Origin of the sequence: Pseudoroseicyclus sp. CXY001, assembly GCF_041714655.1 — a bacterium.
Lineage (GTDB): Bacteria > Pseudomonadota > Alphaproteobacteria > Rhodobacterales > Rhodobacteraceae > Pseudoroseicyclus_A.
In genome coordinates, this window is record NZ_CP168219.1 from 3,347,866 (window position 1) to 3,364,134 (window position 16,269).

Sequence of the window (16,269 nt, forward strand, 5' to 3'; positions counted from 1 at the left end):
CCTCCCGGGATATGCATCTGTCGCGATCATCATCGCCGCTATCCTATCACGGCGGGGCGAAAATCTGTCACGAGGGCAGCAGAGGCGGGGCAATCGGCCCGTTACGGGCCGTCCCGCCGGCTCCGCGCCTCAGACGCCGGTGCCGGAGAGCACGACGCGGACGGTGCGCAGGAGCAGCTTGATGTCCGTGACCAGCGACAGCGAGCGGAAGTAGGCGCCGTCCCAGTCGGCCCGCTCGCGGAAGCTCGTCTCGTTGCGGGGGCTGGTCTGCCAGAGCCCGGTGATGCCGGGCCGGAGCGCGTAATATTCGCGGCCCGGGTAGAGCTCCTTCTGCGCCGTCAGCATCGGGCGCGGGCCGACGAGCGACATGTCGCCCTTCAGCACGTTGAGGAACTGCGGCAGCTCGTCGAGCGAGGTCTTGCGGATCAGCCGGCCGAGCGGCGTGATGCGCGGATCATCGGTCAGCTTCTGGCGCTCTTCCCACTCGTCGCGGGCGGCGGCGCTGGTCGCCAGCAGTTCGACGAGCATCCGGTCGGCGTCGGGCGCCATGGAGCGGAGCTTGTACATGCGGAAGGTGCGGCCGTTCTTGCCGATGCGCTCCTGCGCATAGAAGACCGGCCCGCCGTCGCGGCGGATGGCCACGGCGAGAAGGGCGATGACGAGAAGGACGGGCGGCAGCGCAATGAGCGTCAGAACGATGTCGACCCCGCGCTTGAAGGCGTTGTGGTAGATGCGGCGATGAAGATCCCAGGCGAGGGCCTGCGGCGCGACGGGAAGGGTCTGGGGGGTCTGGGTGCCGGTGTACTCCGGCTGAAACACATCACTCAAGTCGATCCCTCCCAGGGACGCCCGCAGCGGGCACAGGTCTTCCGGGCGCCCGCGCCGGGGGGCGGCGGGCGGTGTCTTCGCATGTCGATCGGCTGTGGTGCCGCTCCCGATGCGACCGTCGCCCGAGGGGCTCCGGTTGTCGCAGATGGCGGCCGCGGGATTTGGCAGCTCGCGGCCACCGCCACGACCTCACCAAAGCACTTGTTCGGATTTGTCGTCAATTAGAGGAAAATTTTGAGAGGGGTTTAAGGAGCTTGCCCGAGCCCCCCTCCCGGCCCTGCCCTGCAAGGCTCCGTGGCGCCCATGCCACGCGTTATCGCCCGATGCGCGACAAACCGGCGCGGTCCGGCGAGATTTGGCGCCCCGAGGGCGACAATGGGGCCGGATTTCGCCCTTGGCGGGGCCTCGGCGGGGCTTGGCCGATCCTCTTAACTTTTTGCCGGCGGGACCGAATATTGCCCGCCCGGCGCGAACAATGCGAGGTCAAGCTGTGGATTGTTGGGGAAAAATCCGCGGCATTTGATTCGTGAGTCTCAGGGTTTCGCCTGCGGCCCCGCATCAAAGCTGTGGAGCAGCTCGACCACCCCGCCCGGCCAGAGCCGGTGACCGGAGAGCACCGCCGGGCGCGGCAGGCCCTCCATCGAGAAGAGCGGCACCCCGGCGCCGAGCACCACCGGCAGGACGAAGAGCCTGAGCTCGTCGAGCATCCCCGCCTGCAGCGCCGCCCCGAGCGTCTGCCCGCCGCCCACGACCCAGACCGTCCCGTAATCCTGCCGCCGGAGCTGCCGGCCGAGACCGGGGAAATCGGGCAGGACCGGCAGGATCATCTCGCGCTTGGGGTCGAGCATGCGGGAGGTGATCACATAGGCCGGCACGCCGCGCCAGGGCCAGGGGCCGGCCTCGCGAAGCCCGTCATGCGTGCGCCGCCCCATGACGACCGCATCGGCGGCGCCGTGAAAGGCCGCATAGCCGCGGTCGCCTTCCTCACCGCCGCCGTGATCGGCCAGCCAGGAGGTGCCGCCGTCCGCATCGGCAATGCGCCCGTCGAGCGACATGGAGATATAGGCGACGAAGCGCGTCATCGGGCCTCCCGGCTTGCGCCGCCGCTCCTAGAGCCTCTCGCGGGGGAATGCCAGACGTTGGGTCAAGCGGGGGCTCACCCCGCCTCCGGCGCCGCCCCCGCCCGGTGCCGGCGCGGCCCGAAGACCGCGGCGAGCGCCAGGGCGAGGCCCGAGAGCGTCGCGATCATCCCGGCGGCGGAGACGGCGTCGCTGCCGCCGAGCCAGATCGGCCCGTAACCGGCGACGACATAACCCAGAAGCGCCGAGGCCAGCGCGATGAGGGCGGAGAGACCCACCTGAACCGCCAGATTGTCGGTCAGGAGCCGCGCGGCGGCGGGCGGGCAGATGAACATGGCGATGACGATGATCGAGCCCACGGCATCGAAGGCCGCGACGGCGGCCATGGCGGCCACGGCGACAAGGCCGAGGCCGATCAGCGTCACCGGCAGGCCCAGCGTTCGCGCAAAGCCCTCGTCGAAGGTCGAAAGCTTCAGCGGCCGCCAGAAGACCAGCGTCAGCACGGTGACCAGCGCGGCGGCCAGCGCCATCCGCCCGAGCTCCGGCGGCAGGGCGGCGAGCGCGGCGGGATCGAGGAGTGAGCCCCAGCCATCCGCCGCGAACCAGATGAGGCTCTCCAGATTGCCCATCAGCGCGTGCTCGACGTCGAGATGCACCGACGAGGTGTCGGTGCGCTCGAGAAGGAGCACGCCCGCGGCGAAGAGCGTCGTGAAGACCACGCCCATCGCGGCGCCGGGCTCGATATTGCCGAGCCGCCGGATCGCCTCGATGAGCCCGGTGGCGAGTAGCGCCGCGCCGGCGGCGCCAAGCAGCATGGGGACGGCGGCAATGGTCCCCGTCAGCAGGAAGGCGACGACGATGCCGGGCAGCACGACATGGCTGATGGCATCGCCGATTAGCGCCTGGCGGCGGAGGATCAGGAAGTTGCCCGGCAGCGCGCAGGCCACGGCCGCGAGCGCGCCGATCAGCATTGGCGTCAGCGAGAGCTGCACGAATTCGGCGCCCATCATGCCGCCTCCTCCAGAAGCCGCGCCCGCATCCGCCGCCGCCGGACGAGCGCCGCCACGATCCCCCGCGCCGGGGCGCAGACGAGCGATACCGTGAAGGCCGCCGCCGCGACGAGCACGATCAGCGGCCCCGTCGGCAGGTCGGGGGCGGAGGCGGAGAGCGCCGCGCCGAGATAGCCCGAGGCGGCGCCGATCCCGGCGGAGGCCCAAAGGACGCCGCCCACCCGCTCGCTCCAGAGCCGGGCGGTGACGGCGGGCAGGATGAGAAGCGCCACGATCAGGATCAGCCCGACGAGCTTGAGGCCGGTGACGGTGACGACCAGCACGATGCCCATCAGCGCCCGGTCCACACGGGCGACATGCATGCCGCTGGCCGCGGCATAGCCCGGGTCGAACGCCACCAGCGCCAGCGGCCGGCGAAGGAGCCAGACCGCCGCCACCGCCAGCGCCCCGCCCGCCGCGATGACCAGCGCGTCGGAGCGCAGCATCCCGGCGGTGGAGCCGAGGAGGAAGCTCTCGAGCCCCGCCTGCCGGCCCCGCTCCATCGTCTGGATGACGGTGAGCAGCACCACGCCCAGCCCGAAGAAGGAGGAGAGGATCGCGCCGATCGCCGCATCCTCCCCCAGCCGCGTGTGGCGCGTCAGCCAGTCTGCCGCGAAGAGCCCGACCCCCGCCGACAGCGCCGCCCCGGCCATCAGCCCGGCGAGCGCCCGCCCGTCGCCGCCCAGCGCCACCATGGCCATGAAGGCCAGCGCGATGCCGGGCAGCGTCGCATGGGCCAGCGCGTCGGAGGACAGGCTCCGCCGGCGGAGGTAGAGGAAGGCGCCCGCCGCCCCGGCCGCGAAGCCGAGGAGCGCCGCGCCCAGCGCCACCAGCGCGGCATTGTAGCCGGCCTGAAGGGTCAGCGCGGCGAGAAGCGGGCTCACGATGCGGCCCTGAGGCCGAGCTGGCCGATATGGCCGCCCGCGAGCCTGCCGCCATAGGTCTCCTGCAGCGCGGTGCCGGTGAAGGCCTCCGCCACCGGCCCGGCGGCGATGACGCGGCCGGAAAGGAGGAGCACATCGTCGAAATAGACGGGCACGGTGGAAAGGTCGTGGTGCACGGCGACGACGGCGCGGCCCTCGGCCTTCAGCCCCTTCAGCACCTCGATGATCGCCCGCTCCGTCGCCGCATCAACGCCGGCGAAGGGCTCGTCGAGCAGGTAGAGCTCCGCCTCCTGCGCCAGTGCCCGGGCGAGGAACACCCGCTGCTGCTGCCCGCCGGAGAGCTGGCCGATTTGGCGCGAGGCCAGCGCCTCGATGCCGACCCGGGCGAGGCAGGCCTCCGCCCGGGCGCGCTCGGCGCGGGTGATCCGGCCGAGGAGCCCGAGCTGCCGGTAGCGGCCCATCAGCACCACGTCGCGCACGCTGGCGGGGAAGTCCCAGTCGACGCTGGCGCGCTGGGGGACATAGGCGATGCGGTGGCGGGAAGCCTTGAGCGGCGCGCCGAAGATCCGCACCTCGCCGGCGAGCGGCGGCACGATGCCGAGCGCCGCCTTCAGCAGCGTCGACTTGCCGGCACCGTTCGGCCCGACGATGGCGGCCATGGCGCCCTCGCGGAAGCTGGCGTTCACCCCGGTGATCGCCGGCGCAGCGCCATAGGCGACGGTGAGGCCCCGGATCTCCATCGCGGCGCTCATGCGAGCCGCCCCAGCCGGCCTTCCGCCGGCGCCGTGCCGCCGAGGGCGCGGGCGATGGTGGTGACGTTGTGGTCGATCATGCCGAGCCAGGAGCCCTCGTAGCTGCCCGCCGCCCCCATCGCGTCGGAATAGAGCTCGCCGCCGATCGCCACCTCATGCCCCCGCGCCGCCGCGCCCTCGATCAGGGCGCGGATGTTGCGGTCGGAGACGGAGCTCTCGACGAAGACCGCCGTGACGCGGCGGCTGACGATCAGCTCCACCAGCTCGGCGATCCGCGCGAGGCCGGCCTCGCTCTCGGTGGAGATGCCCTGGATGCCCTGCACCTCGATCCCGTAGGCCCGGCCGAAATAGCGGAAGGCGTCATGGGCGGTGACGAGGATGCGCCGGCCCTCGGGGATCGTGGCGATGGCCTCGGCCGCATAGGAATCGAGCGCCTGCGCCTCGGCGAGATAGGCCTCGCCTGCGGCGGCGATGGCGGGGGCAGCATCGGGGCGGGCCGCGGCGAGGGCCTCGGCGATGGCGGCGATGGGGATCTGCCAGAGGCCGGGATCCATCCAGACATGGGGGTCGAACTTGTCGGCATAGGTCTCGTGGGCAAGAAGCCGCTCCGCCGGGATCGCCTCGCCGACCCTGAGGAGCGGCGTGCGCGCGCCGACGGTGGCGAAGAACTCCTCCATCTGCGCCTCGAGATAGAGGCCGTGGATGAGCACCAGATCCGCCCGGCCGACGGCGACGATGTCGGTCCGCGTGGCGCGGTAGGAATGCGGGTCGACCCCCGGCCCCATCAGCGCATGGACGCTGGCCGCCCCGCCGCCGAGCACCGCCGCCGCATCGCCGATCATCCCGGTCGTGGCGACGACGGAGAGGGGGGATTGCGCGCGGGCGGGGAGCGGGAGGGTGGCGGCGGCGGCGGCGGCAGTTGAGGTGGCGAGGAACGAGCGGCGAGTGAGGGGCATGTGAGTCTCCGGGGGCTGAATGGCAAGCTAGCGGCGGCGCGGCCATTGTCAATGCACATGAGAACCATTTGCAAGTTTAGCGAAAGGACGAGGCCGGGGGGCCGGCCCGTGCCGGGCCGGGTGGAGGCTCTGCCTCCACACCTCTGAGGTATTTTTGGCCAGATGAAAGGGGGATCCGGGAGGTCGCTTCCGCGTTCTTCGCCGTCTTCCATTCGGCTGAGGGAGGACGGGACGGCTCCCCTCCCCCATCTTTGCTCCCGGGGCATCCTCGGGGGGAGTCGCGCCTTTGGCGCGACGGGGGGCAGACAGCCCCCCGGCTCCCCGCCCGCCGCCAGTCCCGCCGCCCCGGTGGGTCCCGAATTGCGAGGCGCCCCGGCAACGGGGCGATGAGTGGCAGCCGTTGACCCTGAGGGAGGCGCGGCCCTATGGAATGCCATGAACACCCCCGCGCATATGGCGCTCAGCCTCGCCGTTCTCGGCCGCTCCCGGCCGGGCCGGCTCTGGTGGGTGATCCTCGCGGGCGCGCTCCTGCCCGATCTCGCCTATTTCATCCGCCATCTGGCGCCGGGCTTCGACGGGCCGCTCGACCTCGCCGCGGACATCTTCAATTCCGCGCCGCTCTACGCGGCGCTCCTGGCGGTCGGGCTTCTCTCACGCCTCCCCTGGCTCACGCTCCTCACCGCCTCGGCGCTCCTGCACATCGCCTTCGACCTGCCGCTCCATGCCGGGGACGCCCACAGCCATTTCTGGCCGTTCACCGATTGGGCCTTCGAGAGCCCGTTCTCCTTCTGGGACGAGCGCCACTACGGGCGGCTCTTCGGCTCGCTCGAGGGCGTACTCTTCGCCCTCGCCTTCCTCGCCATCTGGCGGCGGCTGGAGACGGGGTGGCAACGGGCGCTCGCGCTCTTCGGGGCGCTGATCTACGTCGCCACCTTCGTGCATTTCGTCGGCCATGCCTGGGCCGGGGCTCATTGGGCGATCTGGTGAGTTAGCGCAAAGCCTCGGCGAAGAAGTCGTAGACGAAGCGCAGCCGGCGCGAGTTGTGGATGTCGCGATGCGCGACGAGCCAGACGGGGTAGGCGACGGGCTCCAGCGCCTCCAGTGCCCGCGCGACGCGCGGTTCGGCATCGCCGATGCCGCAATCGATGACGCCGAGGCCGAGCCCCTGCTTCACCATCTCCCACATCACCAGCATGTTGTCCGTCCGGTAGGGGAAGTTCGCCGGGCCGAGCCCGACGCCCTGCCGGTTGAGCAGCGAGGCCAGCAGCTCCGGCTCGCCGATGGCGACATAGGGCGCGCGGGCGAGGTCGTGCGGCGTGGCGACGGGGCCGAGGCTCTCCAGCAGCGCCCGCGCTCCGTAGAGCCGCGCCGTGGCATCGCGGATCTTGCGGGCGACAAGGTCGGGCTCCGTCGGGCGGACGTTGCGGATGGCGATATCCGCCTCGCGGCTGAGAAGGTCCGACACCCCCATCGTCGCCACCAGCTCGATCTCGATGCGCGGCTCGGCGGCGTGGAGCCGGGCGAGGATCGGCGGCAGCACCAGCCCCGCATAGACCTCGCTGACCGAGATCGTCACGCGCCCCTCCATGCCGGCGTTCTGGCCATAGGCCGCCATCGACAGGCGGCTCGCGGCGGCCCCCATCTCGCGCGCATGGGCGATGAGCGCATGGCCGGCGGGGGTGAGGCGGAGCCCCCGGCCCACCCGCTCGAAGAGCACGACGCCGAGCTCCTCCTCCAGCGCGTCGACCTGCCGGCCTAGGGTCGGCTGGGCGAGGCCGAGCGCCCGGGCGGCGGCGGAGAGGGACCCCTCCTCCGCCGTCACGAGGAAGGCGCGCACGCGCGTCCAGTCAAAGCCGATGTTCCGCCAATCCATGCGGATATGCATAGCACGGCAACGTAATGCGTCAATTTCATTGAGGTCCCGGCTCCGCTACACCCTCCACAGCGCCGGTAAGGCGCCCCAGTCACCAGAGAGCCGCCCCGCCCGGGGGACCGACCGGAGGCCCCTCCGGCGCCGCCCCCGGCTTGCCCGAAGGAGCCCACCCATGATCGCCCCCCTCTTCACCCTCGCCGAGGATCCGACCTCCCGCCCCTATGCCCGCCTGACCGGCGCACTCTACCTTTCCATCGCCGTCTTCGGCGCCTTCGCCATCGGCTATGTGCCCTCGGTTGTCGTGCAGCCGGACGCGGCGGAGACGCTCGCCGCGATCCGGGAGCGGAGCCTCCTCTTCCATCTCGGGATCGGCGCCGATGCGCTGGTCATGCTGATCGAGATCGTCACGACGGCGATGCTCTTCTTCATGTTCCGCCCGGTCTCGCCCGTCCTCTCCGCCGCGGCGGCGCTGGCGCGGCTGTCGATGGTCGCCGTCATGGCGACGATGCTCTTCTTCCAGGCCGGGCTGAAGGCGCTCGCCGCCAGCGGCGGCGCGCCGGAGCTCGCCGAACTCCTCCTCGGCATGCATCACGCCGGGGTCCTCATCTGGCAGCTCTTCTTCTGGCTGCATCTCGCGCTTCTCGGCCAGCTCGTCGCCCGGTCGGAACGCTTCCCGCGGCTCCTCGGCCATGCGCTGACCCTGGGCAGCTTCGGATACCTGCTGCACAGCCTCCATGCCTTCGCCTTCCCGGAGGCGGAGCTCCTGCAGATCACTCGCACGGCGCTGCTCGCCCTCGTCTCCTGCGCCGAGGTCGGCTTCGCGCTCTGGATGGCGATCCTCGGCCAGCGCCCTGCGCCTGCGCCCGCCGCCCGCCCGGCCGGGCTGGCCGCCTGACCTCCCCCGGGGCGCCCGCCCCCGGGCGCCCCTCCCCCTGCGCAAAGGACATCCCCCATGAAAGCCCTCACCGTTCCCGCCTATGGCGCCCCCGGCGTTCTCACCCTCACCGAGGCGCCTCGCCCTACCCCCGGCCCGACGGAGATCCTCGTCCGCGTCATCGCGGCGCCCGTGTCGCGTGCCGATGTGATGATGCGGGCCGGCACGCCGCGCTTCGCCCGGCTCGTCATCGGGCTCCGCCGCCCCAAGGCTCCGATCCCCGGCACCGGGCTCGCCGGCGTCGTCGAGGAGGTCGGCGCCGAGGTGACGCGCTTCGCCCCCGGCGATGCCGTCTTCGGCGAGCGGGCGCTCGGCTTCTCGACCCATGCGGAATTCGTCACCCTGCCCGAGGACGGGCTGGTGGTGCGCAAGCCGGCCAATGCCAGCTTCGACAGCGTCGCGCCGCTCGGAGACGGGGCGCTGACCGCCTGGAACTTCCTCTACCGGCTCGGCGGGTTGCGCGAGGGCATGGAGGTGCTGATCAACGGCGGCAGCGGCGGGCTCGGCACCATGGCCGTGCAGATCGCCCGCGACGCCGGGGCACGGGTCACCGCCATCTGCTCGGCCAAGAACGCCGCGCTCGTCCGCCGGCTCGGGGCGGAGCGGGTGATCGACTACCGGGACGAGGACGTGACCGAGGGCGACGCGCGCTTCGACATCATCTTCGACACGCTCGGCACGCTGAAGATCCGCCGCGCCAGGCGGCTGCTGACGCCGACGGGCCGCTACCTCTCGCCGGTTCTGGGGCTGCCGCTGCTTGTCGCCATGCTCACTTCCCGCGGCCGGGTGACGTTTCAGGCGACGGGGCTGCAGTCGCACGAGGTGCTGAGGCCGATGCTGGAGGAGCTGGCGGTGATGGTCCGCCAGGGGTCGCTGGTGACGGTGATCGACAGGATCTATCCGCTGGAGGAGGCGGCGGCCGCCCATGCCCATGTCGAGACCGGCCACAAGGTCGGCAACGTCATCCTCTCGGTCGCCGAGGCACCGGCCGGGGTTTCGGCGGCCTGAGGGCTCCCGGCCTTGCGGCCGTTGACACCGGCCGCAAAGCCGCCCCTATGGCGCCTGACGACAGAGGGGAGCGCCGCCATGAGCTTCGACAAGCCGGATCACTGGGTTTGGGACATGTGGTTCGCCGACGACGGCGAGACCTACCACATGTTCTATCTCCACGCCCCCCGGGCGCTCGGCAACCCGCATCTGCGCCACCGCCACGCCCGCATCGGCCATGCGACCTCCGCCGACCTCACCTCCTGGGAGGATCACGGGCGGATCTTCGACGCCGGGGGCCCCGGGGCCTTCGATGCCACCTGCACCTGGACGGGCAGCGTGGTGCGGGACGGCGGGCTCTGGCACCTCTTCTACACCGGCACGACCTTCGCGGAGCCGGACGAGCTGTCCAACAACGAGAATGTCGAGACCATCGGCCATGCTTTGTCGGAGGATCTCTTCACCTGGGCGAAGCGCCCCGGCCCGATCCTGCGCGCCGCGCCGCCCTACGAGGTGCTGGCCGACGGGACATGGCCGGAGGAGGCCTTCCGCGATCCCTTCGTCTTCCGGACCGCCGATGGCTGGGAGATGCTGATCACCGCCCGCACCGCCGCCGGAGAGGGCGATGACCGGGGGGTCATCGGCCGGGCGACCTCCGCCGACCTCGAGACCTGGGAGCTGCAGCCGCCGCTCAGCGCCCCCGGCGCCGGCTTCGGGCATCTGGAGGTTTTCCAGATCGCCGAGGTCGAGGGGCAGCGGTTCCTCCTCTTCTCCTGCGACGCCGCCAAGCTCGCCGGCGCCCGCGCCGGGCAGACGGGTGGCATCTGGGCGGTGGCGGGGGAGGCGGGGCGCTGGCCGGTCGAGGCGGCCGAGCTGGTGGTGAGCGAAGAGCTCTATGCCGGGCGGATCGTGTGGGACCGCGCCGGTCAGGCGATGCTCATGGCCTTCGACAACCGGGGCGGCATGGACTTCAAGGGCGGCATCGCGGACCCGATGCCGCTGACGGTGGACCGGAGCGGGGCGCGGCCGCGGCTGGTACGCAAGGGCTGAGCGGGGCCAAAATTTTTCGAGGAAAAATTTTTGGCCGCCGGGCGTGACGGTGGGGCGGGGGCGCCAAAAATTCTTCGAGAAGAATTTTGTGCCCGGTGTTCGGGCGGCCCGCCTGGTCGATAGCGCAGGAGTGGGGGCCAGCCCCCACACCCCCGAGGTATTTTTGGCCAGATGAATGGGGATCCGGGGCGCCCGGCAAGGACTGCGTCAGGGTCTCGCGGCGAAGGGCTTGCCGAATTCGGCCTCGTATTCCGCCTCGTCCCAGAAGCCGATGAGGATGCCGGGGGGCTCGCCGCCGGTCATGGCCTCGATCCGCTCTGGGCTGAGCGTGATGCGGTTGTGGTGGCGGCGCGACCAGCGGCCCAGCGCCACCATCATCCGGGCGCGGATCGCGGCATGTTCCGGCAGGGGGCTCGCACCGAGATCGCGGAGCTCCTGAGGGTCGACCTCCAGATCGAAGAGCATCGGGCGGAAGCCCTCGGCGTGGATGTACTTCCACCGCCTATCGCGGAGCATGACCAGCCGGGCATCCTCCTGCGCATTGCCGATGATCTGCCGCGCCTCGCGCGTCGCGTAATCGTATTCCGACACCGCGTAATCGCGCCAGCGGGCGGGGGCGGCGGGGAAATGGAGGAGCGGGTCCAGCGGCCGCCCCTCGAGGATATGCGGCTTCTCCGGCCCGCCGAAGAACTTCAGGAACGTCGGCGCGAGGTCGATCGCCTCGACCAGCTCGCCGCGGACGGTGCCGCGGGTGGAATCGGCCTCGGCGCGCGGGTCGTAGACGATCAGCGGCACCTTCACAGAGGGCTCGTGGAAGAGATCCTTCTCGCCCATCCAGTGATCGCCGAGATAGTCGCCGTGATCGGAGGTGAAGACCACCATGGTGTTCTCGAAGAGCCCGCGCTCCTCCATCCAGTCGAAGAGCACGCCCATCTGGTCGTCGATCTGTTTGATGAGGCCCATATAGGCCGGAATCACCCGCTCGCGGACCATGTCGCGGCTGAAGCTGCGGCAGATGCGGCTTTCGATATAGGCCTTGTAGACGGGGTGGTCCGTCTCCTTCTCGGCCTCGGAGCGGATGGGCGGCACGATATGCTCGGGCCCGTACATGTCGTGATAGGGCGCGGGGACGATATAGGGCCAGTGCGGCTTGATGAAGCTGAGGTGGCAGAGCCAGGGCTGATCGCCCGCCTCTTCCATGAAGTCCATCGCCCGCCGGGTCATGTAGGGCGTCTCCGACAGCTCCTCCGGCACGTCGGCGGGGAGGTTGGAGTACTTCAGGAGCCAGGCCGAGAGGCGCTCGCCGTCGTCGCCGAGGCCCGAATTCGCATGCTCCTCCCAAGGGTTGTCGCTGTCGATGCCGGCCGCCTGAAGGGCGCGGTTATAGGCCGGGTCGGGGTCGTAGGGGCCGTAGGGATGCATCCCGTCGTCGCGCTCATAGGGCTCGAAGCCGCATTCGGAGATCGAGATGCCGATGGTGGAGCCGGGGTCGATCCCCAGCCATTCCATGCCCTTGGTGTCGGCGACCATATGGGTCTTGCCGACGATCACGGGGCGCACCCCGATCTCGCGGAGATGGTCGCCGAGCGTCGGCTCGCCCACCCGGAGCGGGAAGCCGTTCCAGGTGGAGCCGTGCGAGCGCGTGTAGCGCCCGGTGTAGCTCGACATGCGGGAGGGCCCGCAGATCGGCGATTGCACATAGGCGTTGGAAAAGCGCACGCCGCGCGCGGCCAGGCGGTCGAGATTGGGGGTCTGCAGATGCGGGTGGCCGGTGCAGGAGAGGTAATCGAACCTCAACTGGTCGGCCATGATCCAGAGCACGTTCTTCGCTTCGCCCATATCGTCTGTCCTTCCGCCTGGCCGGCTGGTCATTCGGCCGAGAGCCGCTCGATTTCGGCCATGTAGAAGTCGAGCGCGGCCTGCGCGTCGATCCCCTTGGCGCTCGCCGCCTCGATCCAGGCGTCGACATAGGGCTGGGCCGCCTCGATGAGGGCCGCCTCGAACTCGGGCGAGGCCTCGTTCACCTCCATCATGCCCGCGATCTCTTCGTGCACCCGGGCTTCCGCCTCGGTGAAGCGGGTGCCGACCGTCTCTGCCCAGGCGGCGCCGGAAAGGGCGCGGATCGCCTCCTGATCCTCGGGGGAGATGGTGTCCCACACCTCGGAGTTGATGAAGAACGAGAAGGCGGGGGTGGAGATCTTGCGGTCGGTCATGGTGATCGACTGCGCCGGCGGCAGCACGTTGAAGACCTGCGCATCGGTCGCCGGGATGCCGACGAAGCCGTCGACGACGCCGCGCTGGATGAGCTCTGTCATCTGGACGGCGGGGCCCGAGACGACGGGCGAGCCGAGGTCCTTCAGCTCTTCGGCGACGAGCCCGGCGGCGGCCCACATCTTCTTGGCGGCGAGATCCTCGACCGAAAGGATCGGCGTGCCGTCGAGCGAGTAGAAATCGGCGCCCGGCGCGACATAGACGCTGAGGAGCTCGACGCCCTGATATTCATCGGCCTCGGCGAGGTACTGCTCGTAGGTGTTCCAGAGCGCCAGCGAATTGGCGCGGGAATCCGAGGTGCCCGTGAAGGGCAGCATGCCGAGCTGTATGCCCGTCACCTCGTTGGCGATGAACACGTTCATCTGCAGCGCCGCATCGAAGACGCCGTCGCGCGTCGAGGTCATCTGATCGGCCGGCGGCGCCATGCTCGAGGGCAGGATCGCCACGTCGACCCGCCCCTCCGTCGCCTCGCCGACATCGCGCGCCCAGGTGCCGAGCACATCGGTGCAGACGAAATGCTGCGGCGGAAAGAAGCAGTTCACCAGCACGCGGGTATCGGCGGATGCCGGGGCGGCGAGCGCGGTGAGCCCGAGAGCGGCCAGTGTGACCTTGGTCTTCAGTTCCATGTCGTTCCTCCCAAATAGGCCGGCCTCCCACCGGCCGCGATTACCCGGCGAGGCCGGGAAGCCATGTCGCGAGCTCGGGCAGCGCCAGCACCAGCGCCAGAACGGCGAGCATCGCCAGAGCGAAGGGCAGCACCCCCGCGAAGATGTCGGCCATGCGCACGTCTTCCACGACGGAGCGCACGACGAAGACGTTCATGCCGATGGGCGGGGTGATGAGCCCGAGCTCGGTCACCAGCACCACGACGATGCCGAACCAGATCAGATCCACCTGCGCCGCCAGAAGCGCCGGCATGAAGACCGGCACGAGGAGGAGGAGGATCCCGAGGGATTCGAAGATCATGCCGAGAAGGAGCGCGATGACGCAGATGCCGGTGACGAGCCCGAGCGGCGAGAGCTCCATGTCGTTCAGCCAGAACATCAGGTCGAAGGGCATCCCGGAGAGATTGATGTATTGCGCGAAGACCATGGTGCCGAAGACCACCATGAAGAGCCCCGCCGTGGTGACGGAGGCCTCGACCAGCGCGTCGATCCATTCCGACAGCTTCCACAGGTGCCCGCGGGTCAGCGCGATGAGCGCGGCGCCGGTGGCGCCGATGCCCGCCGCCTCGGTCGGGGTGAAGACGCTGCCGTAGATGCCGCCGAGGACGAGCAGGAAGAGCGCGAGGATCGGCAGCACGGCGCGCACCGCGGCGCGGCCGCCCTCACCTTCCAGCCGCTCGCCGGGCGGCGCATCCTCCGGCCGGAGCGAGGCCCAGATGGCGACGGCGATCATGAACGAGACGACGAGCAGGAGCCCCGGCACGATGCCGGCGATGAAGAGCCGGCCGATGTCCTGCTCGGCGATCAGCCCGTAGATCATGAGCGGCACCGAGGGCGGGATCATGATGCCGAGCGTGCCGCCGGCGGCGATGGTGCCCGTGGCCAGCCGGTCGGAATAGCGGTAGCGCCGCATCGGCGGCAGGGCGACGCGGGTCATCGTCGCCGCCGTCGCCAGCGACGAGCCGCAGACGGCCGAAAAGCCGGCGCAGGCGAGCACGGTGGAATGGGCGAGCCCGCCCTTCCTGTGCCCGAGCCGCGCATGGGCGGCCCGGTAGAGATCGCCCGAGATGTCGGCCCGGTAGATGAAGACGCCCATGAGCACGAAGAGCGGCACGACCGACAGCGAATAGCTGCTCGCCGTCTCCATCACCTGCCCGCCGAGAAGCGACATGCCCGGCCCGATGCCGCGCTCGAGCATGAAGCCGCCGAGACCGACGAAGAGCGTCGCGAAGCCGATGCGGATGCCGAAGAAGCAGAGCGCGATGACGAGGGCGAAGGCGATGAGCGCAGAAATCATGACCGCCGCAGGCTCCGGTTGAACTGCAGCACGGCGGCGATCAGGCAGAAGACTGCCCCCGGCAACGACAAAAGCGCCTGCGGCCAGTCGAGCACCAGCGTCGTCCGCTCCGTCTGCCAGGCATGGAGGCCGATCACGCCGAGCTGCCAGCCGATGACGAGCAGCCCCAGGGCGGAGACGATCCCGATGAGCGCCCGCCGCCCCTGCCCGAACGCCCGGGAGAGAGGCGCCTCGAACAGGTCGACGGTGATATGCGCATCCTGGTCGGAGACGAGGCCGAGGCCCGAAAAGATCGTCGCCGCCAGCAGGATCTGGATCATCTCCGCCGCGCCATAGACCGGCGCGCTGAGGAGGTAGCGCCCGATCACGTCGATGAAGGTCAGGGCCATCATGGCGAAGAGCAGAAGCGCCGTTATGCCCCGAAGGACCATCAGGTCCCCCGGCACCAGCGCCGTGCGGCGTTGCATGAAGATCCTCCCTGATCCTCCCGGTCCTCCGGCCCGTGCGAGCCTTGGACACGGCGGTGAGCTTGCCCGGCAGGCTTCTTTCTTGCAAATAATGAGTTGATACAATTCCATTCCCAAATGGAATGAAGGGAGGGACCCATGGCCCGGATGCCGAGCCTAGATCCGCGGGGCCTGATGCTCTTCTCGACCGTGGTCGAGACGGGCTCCTTCACCCGCGCGGCCGCGGCGCATGGCATGGCGCAGCCGGCGCTCAGCAAGGCGGTGGCGCAGCTGGAGGCACGGGTGGGGCAGAGCCTCCTCTCCCGCCGCCGCCAGCCGGTGGAGCCGACGGAGCTCGGCCGCGAGCTGGCGCTGCGCGGCACGCAGCTCCGTGCCATCCTCAGCGAGGCGGGCCAGACGGCGGAGCAGATGGCCGAGGGCCGCGTCGGCACCATCCGCCTCGGCGCGCCGCCGTTCTTCTGCGAGGATGTGCTGGCGCGGGTGGTGGCGGAATACCACCTGCAGCATCCCGGCGTGTCGTTCGAGCTGGTCTCGGCCTACGGCCCCGTGCTCCGCGAGCGCATCGCCGAGCGCCGGCTCGACGTGGCGCTGGTGCCGATGGAAAGCGCCGACCGCGACAAGGGCCTGATCCAGCGCCATGTCGCGGATGCCCATCACGCGATCTTCGCCCGCGCCGGCTATGTGCCCGACCCCGGCCTGCCGATCGGCGAGGTGCTGCAGGCGGGCCTCTGGATCGGCCATGCGCACAATTCGATCATGCACGGCTATGCCGAGCGGGTGCTGGCGCGGATGGGGATCATGCAGATGCGCAGCTTCGCCTCGAGCGAATCGGGCAAGGCGCTGCTGAACATGCTGAAGATGGTCGACAGTTTCGCGATCCTGCCCGTCCTGACGGCGCTGGGGGAGCTGCGGGCCGGCGAGGTGCGGATCGTCACCGGCCCGGGCGAGCTGCCCATCGTGGCGCTCGGCACGGTCACGCACCACGCCTCGCAGGGCAACCCGCTCCTCGGCAGCTTCGAGACGTTTGTCGGGAGGCGCTTCCGCGAGATGCAGGAAGAGGGTGCGGCGTTCCTGCGGCCGGGCGGGGGGGATGGCGGAGCTCAGGACGACACCACCGCCCGCGCCCGGCGTTCGCTGACCGCCAGCCAGGCGGCGGAGACCAGGAAGTAGAAGGCCC

Annotated in this window: 15 protein-coding genes and 1 pseudogene; 5 read left to right on the forward strand and 11 right to left on the reverse strand. The window is 70.4% G+C overall.

Annotated features, from left to right (window positions below):
* Positions 1–129: 129 nt before the first annotated feature.
* From ACAZ03_RS16385 to ACAZ03_RS16410, 6 genes and pseudogenes are all read right to left on the reverse strand, one after another.
* Complete coding sequence (locus tag ACAZ03_RS16385; RefSeq protein WP_373357098.1) at positions 130–819, reverse strand: sugar transferase; 690 nt, start codon at positions 817–819, stop codon at positions 130–132.
* Between the two features lie 542 nt (positions 820–1,361).
* Positions 1,362–1,910 carry a dihydrofolate reductase family protein gene (locus ACAZ03_RS16390; RefSeq protein WP_373355187.1) on the reverse strand — a complete coding sequence of 183 codons (549 nt, stop codon included), beginning with the start codon at positions 1,908–1,910 and terminating at the stop codon, positions 1,362–1,364.
* 74 nt (positions 1,911–1,984) lie between these two features.
* A complete protein-coding gene (locus tag ACAZ03_RS16395) occupies positions 1,985–2,917 on the reverse strand; it encodes a metal ABC transporter permease (RefSeq protein WP_373355188.1) in 933 nt (310 codons plus the stop codon).
* Positions 2,918–2,931: 14 nt separating this feature from the next.
* Positions 2,932–3,840: pseudogene (locus ACAZ03_RS16400) on the reverse strand (metal ABC transporter permease); the annotation flags it as partial.
* The gene (locus tag ACAZ03_RS16405) at positions 3,837–4,592 is read right to left on the reverse strand and encodes a metal ABC transporter ATP-binding protein (RefSeq protein WP_373355189.1); all 756 of its coding nucleotides are present in this window, start codon (positions 4,590–4,592) and stop codon (positions 3,837–3,839) included. The gene ACAZ03_RS16405 and the pseudogene ACAZ03_RS16400, both read right to left, overlap by 4 nt.
* The gene (locus ACAZ03_RS16410; protein WP_373355190.1) at positions 4,589–5,548 is read right to left on the reverse strand and encodes a metal ABC transporter solute-binding protein, Zn/Mn family; all 960 of its coding nucleotides are present in this window, start codon (positions 5,546–5,548) and stop codon (positions 4,589–4,591) included. Before ACAZ03_RS16410 ends, ACAZ03_RS16405 begins: the two co-directional genes overlap by 4 nt.
* A gap of 435 nt (positions 5,549–5,983) precedes the next feature.
* Between ACAZ03_RS16410 and ACAZ03_RS16415 the strand changes: the two genes are divergently transcribed.
* A complete protein-coding gene (locus tag ACAZ03_RS16415) occupies positions 5,984–6,535 on the forward strand; it encodes a cobalamin biosynthesis protein CobQ (protein WP_373355191.1) in 552 nt (183 codons plus the stop codon).
* Position 6,536: 1 nt separating this feature from the next.
* On the opposite strand, the gene ACAZ03_RS16420 is transcribed toward ACAZ03_RS16415, so the two are convergent.
* Positions 6,537–7,421 carry a LysR family transcriptional regulator gene (locus ACAZ03_RS16420; RefSeq protein ID WP_373355192.1) on the reverse strand — a complete coding sequence of 295 codons (885 nt, stop codon included), beginning with the start codon at positions 7,419–7,421 and terminating at the stop codon, positions 6,537–6,539.
* A 172-nt stretch (positions 7,422–7,593) separates the two neighbouring features.
* On the opposite strand from ACAZ03_RS16420, the gene ACAZ03_RS16425 reads away from it, so the two are divergent.
* The 3 genes from ACAZ03_RS16425 (at position 7,594) to ACAZ03_RS16435 (ending at position 10,392) form a co-directional block, all read left to right on the forward strand.
* The gene (locus ACAZ03_RS16425) at positions 7,594–8,316 is read left to right on the forward strand and encodes a DUF4386 domain-containing protein (protein WP_373355193.1); all 723 of its coding nucleotides are present in this window, start codon (positions 7,594–7,596) and stop codon (positions 8,314–8,316) included.
* A 57-nt stretch (positions 8,317–8,373) separates the two neighbouring features.
* Complete coding sequence (locus tag ACAZ03_RS16430; RefSeq protein WP_373355194.1) at positions 8,374–9,363, forward strand: NAD(P)-dependent alcohol dehydrogenase; 990 nt, start codon at positions 8,374–8,376, stop codon at positions 9,361–9,363.
* Positions 9,364–9,441: 78 nt separating this feature from the next.
* A complete protein-coding gene (locus tag ACAZ03_RS16435; RefSeq protein ID WP_373355195.1) occupies positions 9,442–10,392 on the forward strand; it encodes a levansucrase in 951 nt (316 codons plus the stop codon).
* 207 nt (positions 10,393–10,599) lie between these two features.
* Here ACAZ03_RS16435 and ACAZ03_RS16440 read toward each other — a convergent pair whose 3' ends face one another.
* The 4 genes from ACAZ03_RS16440 to ACAZ03_RS16455 are packed head-to-tail and all read right to left on the reverse strand — an operon-like array spanning position 10,600 to position 15,092.
* A complete protein-coding gene (locus ACAZ03_RS16440) occupies positions 10,600–12,231 on the reverse strand; it encodes an alkaline phosphatase family protein (protein ID WP_373355196.1) in 1,632 nt (543 codons plus the stop codon).
* A 29-nt stretch (positions 12,232–12,260) separates the two neighbouring features.
* Positions 12,261–13,289 (reverse strand): hypothetical protein, encoded by a 1,029-nt coding sequence (locus tag ACAZ03_RS16445; RefSeq protein ID WP_373355197.1) that lies wholly within the window; start codon positions 13,287–13,289, stop codon positions 12,261–12,263.
* A 40-nt stretch (positions 13,290–13,329) separates the two neighbouring features.
* Entirely contained in the window at positions 13,330–14,625 is a 1,296-nt protein-coding gene (locus tag ACAZ03_RS16450; protein WP_373355198.1) for a TRAP transporter large permease, read from the reverse strand.
* Complete coding sequence (locus tag ACAZ03_RS16455) at positions 14,622–15,092, reverse strand: TRAP transporter small permease (protein ID WP_373355199.1); 471 nt, start codon at positions 15,090–15,092, stop codon at positions 14,622–14,624. The genes ACAZ03_RS16450 and ACAZ03_RS16455 overlap by 4 nt, the downstream gene beginning before the upstream one ends.
* 147 nt (positions 15,093–15,239) lie before the next feature.
* Here ACAZ03_RS16455 and ACAZ03_RS16460 point away from each other — a divergent pair, with 147 nt between their 5' ends.
* Entirely contained in the window at positions 15,240–16,262 is a 1,023-nt protein-coding gene (locus ACAZ03_RS16460) for a LysR family transcriptional regulator (protein ID WP_373355200.1), read from the forward strand.
* Positions 16,263–16,269 lie beyond the last annotated feature (7 nt).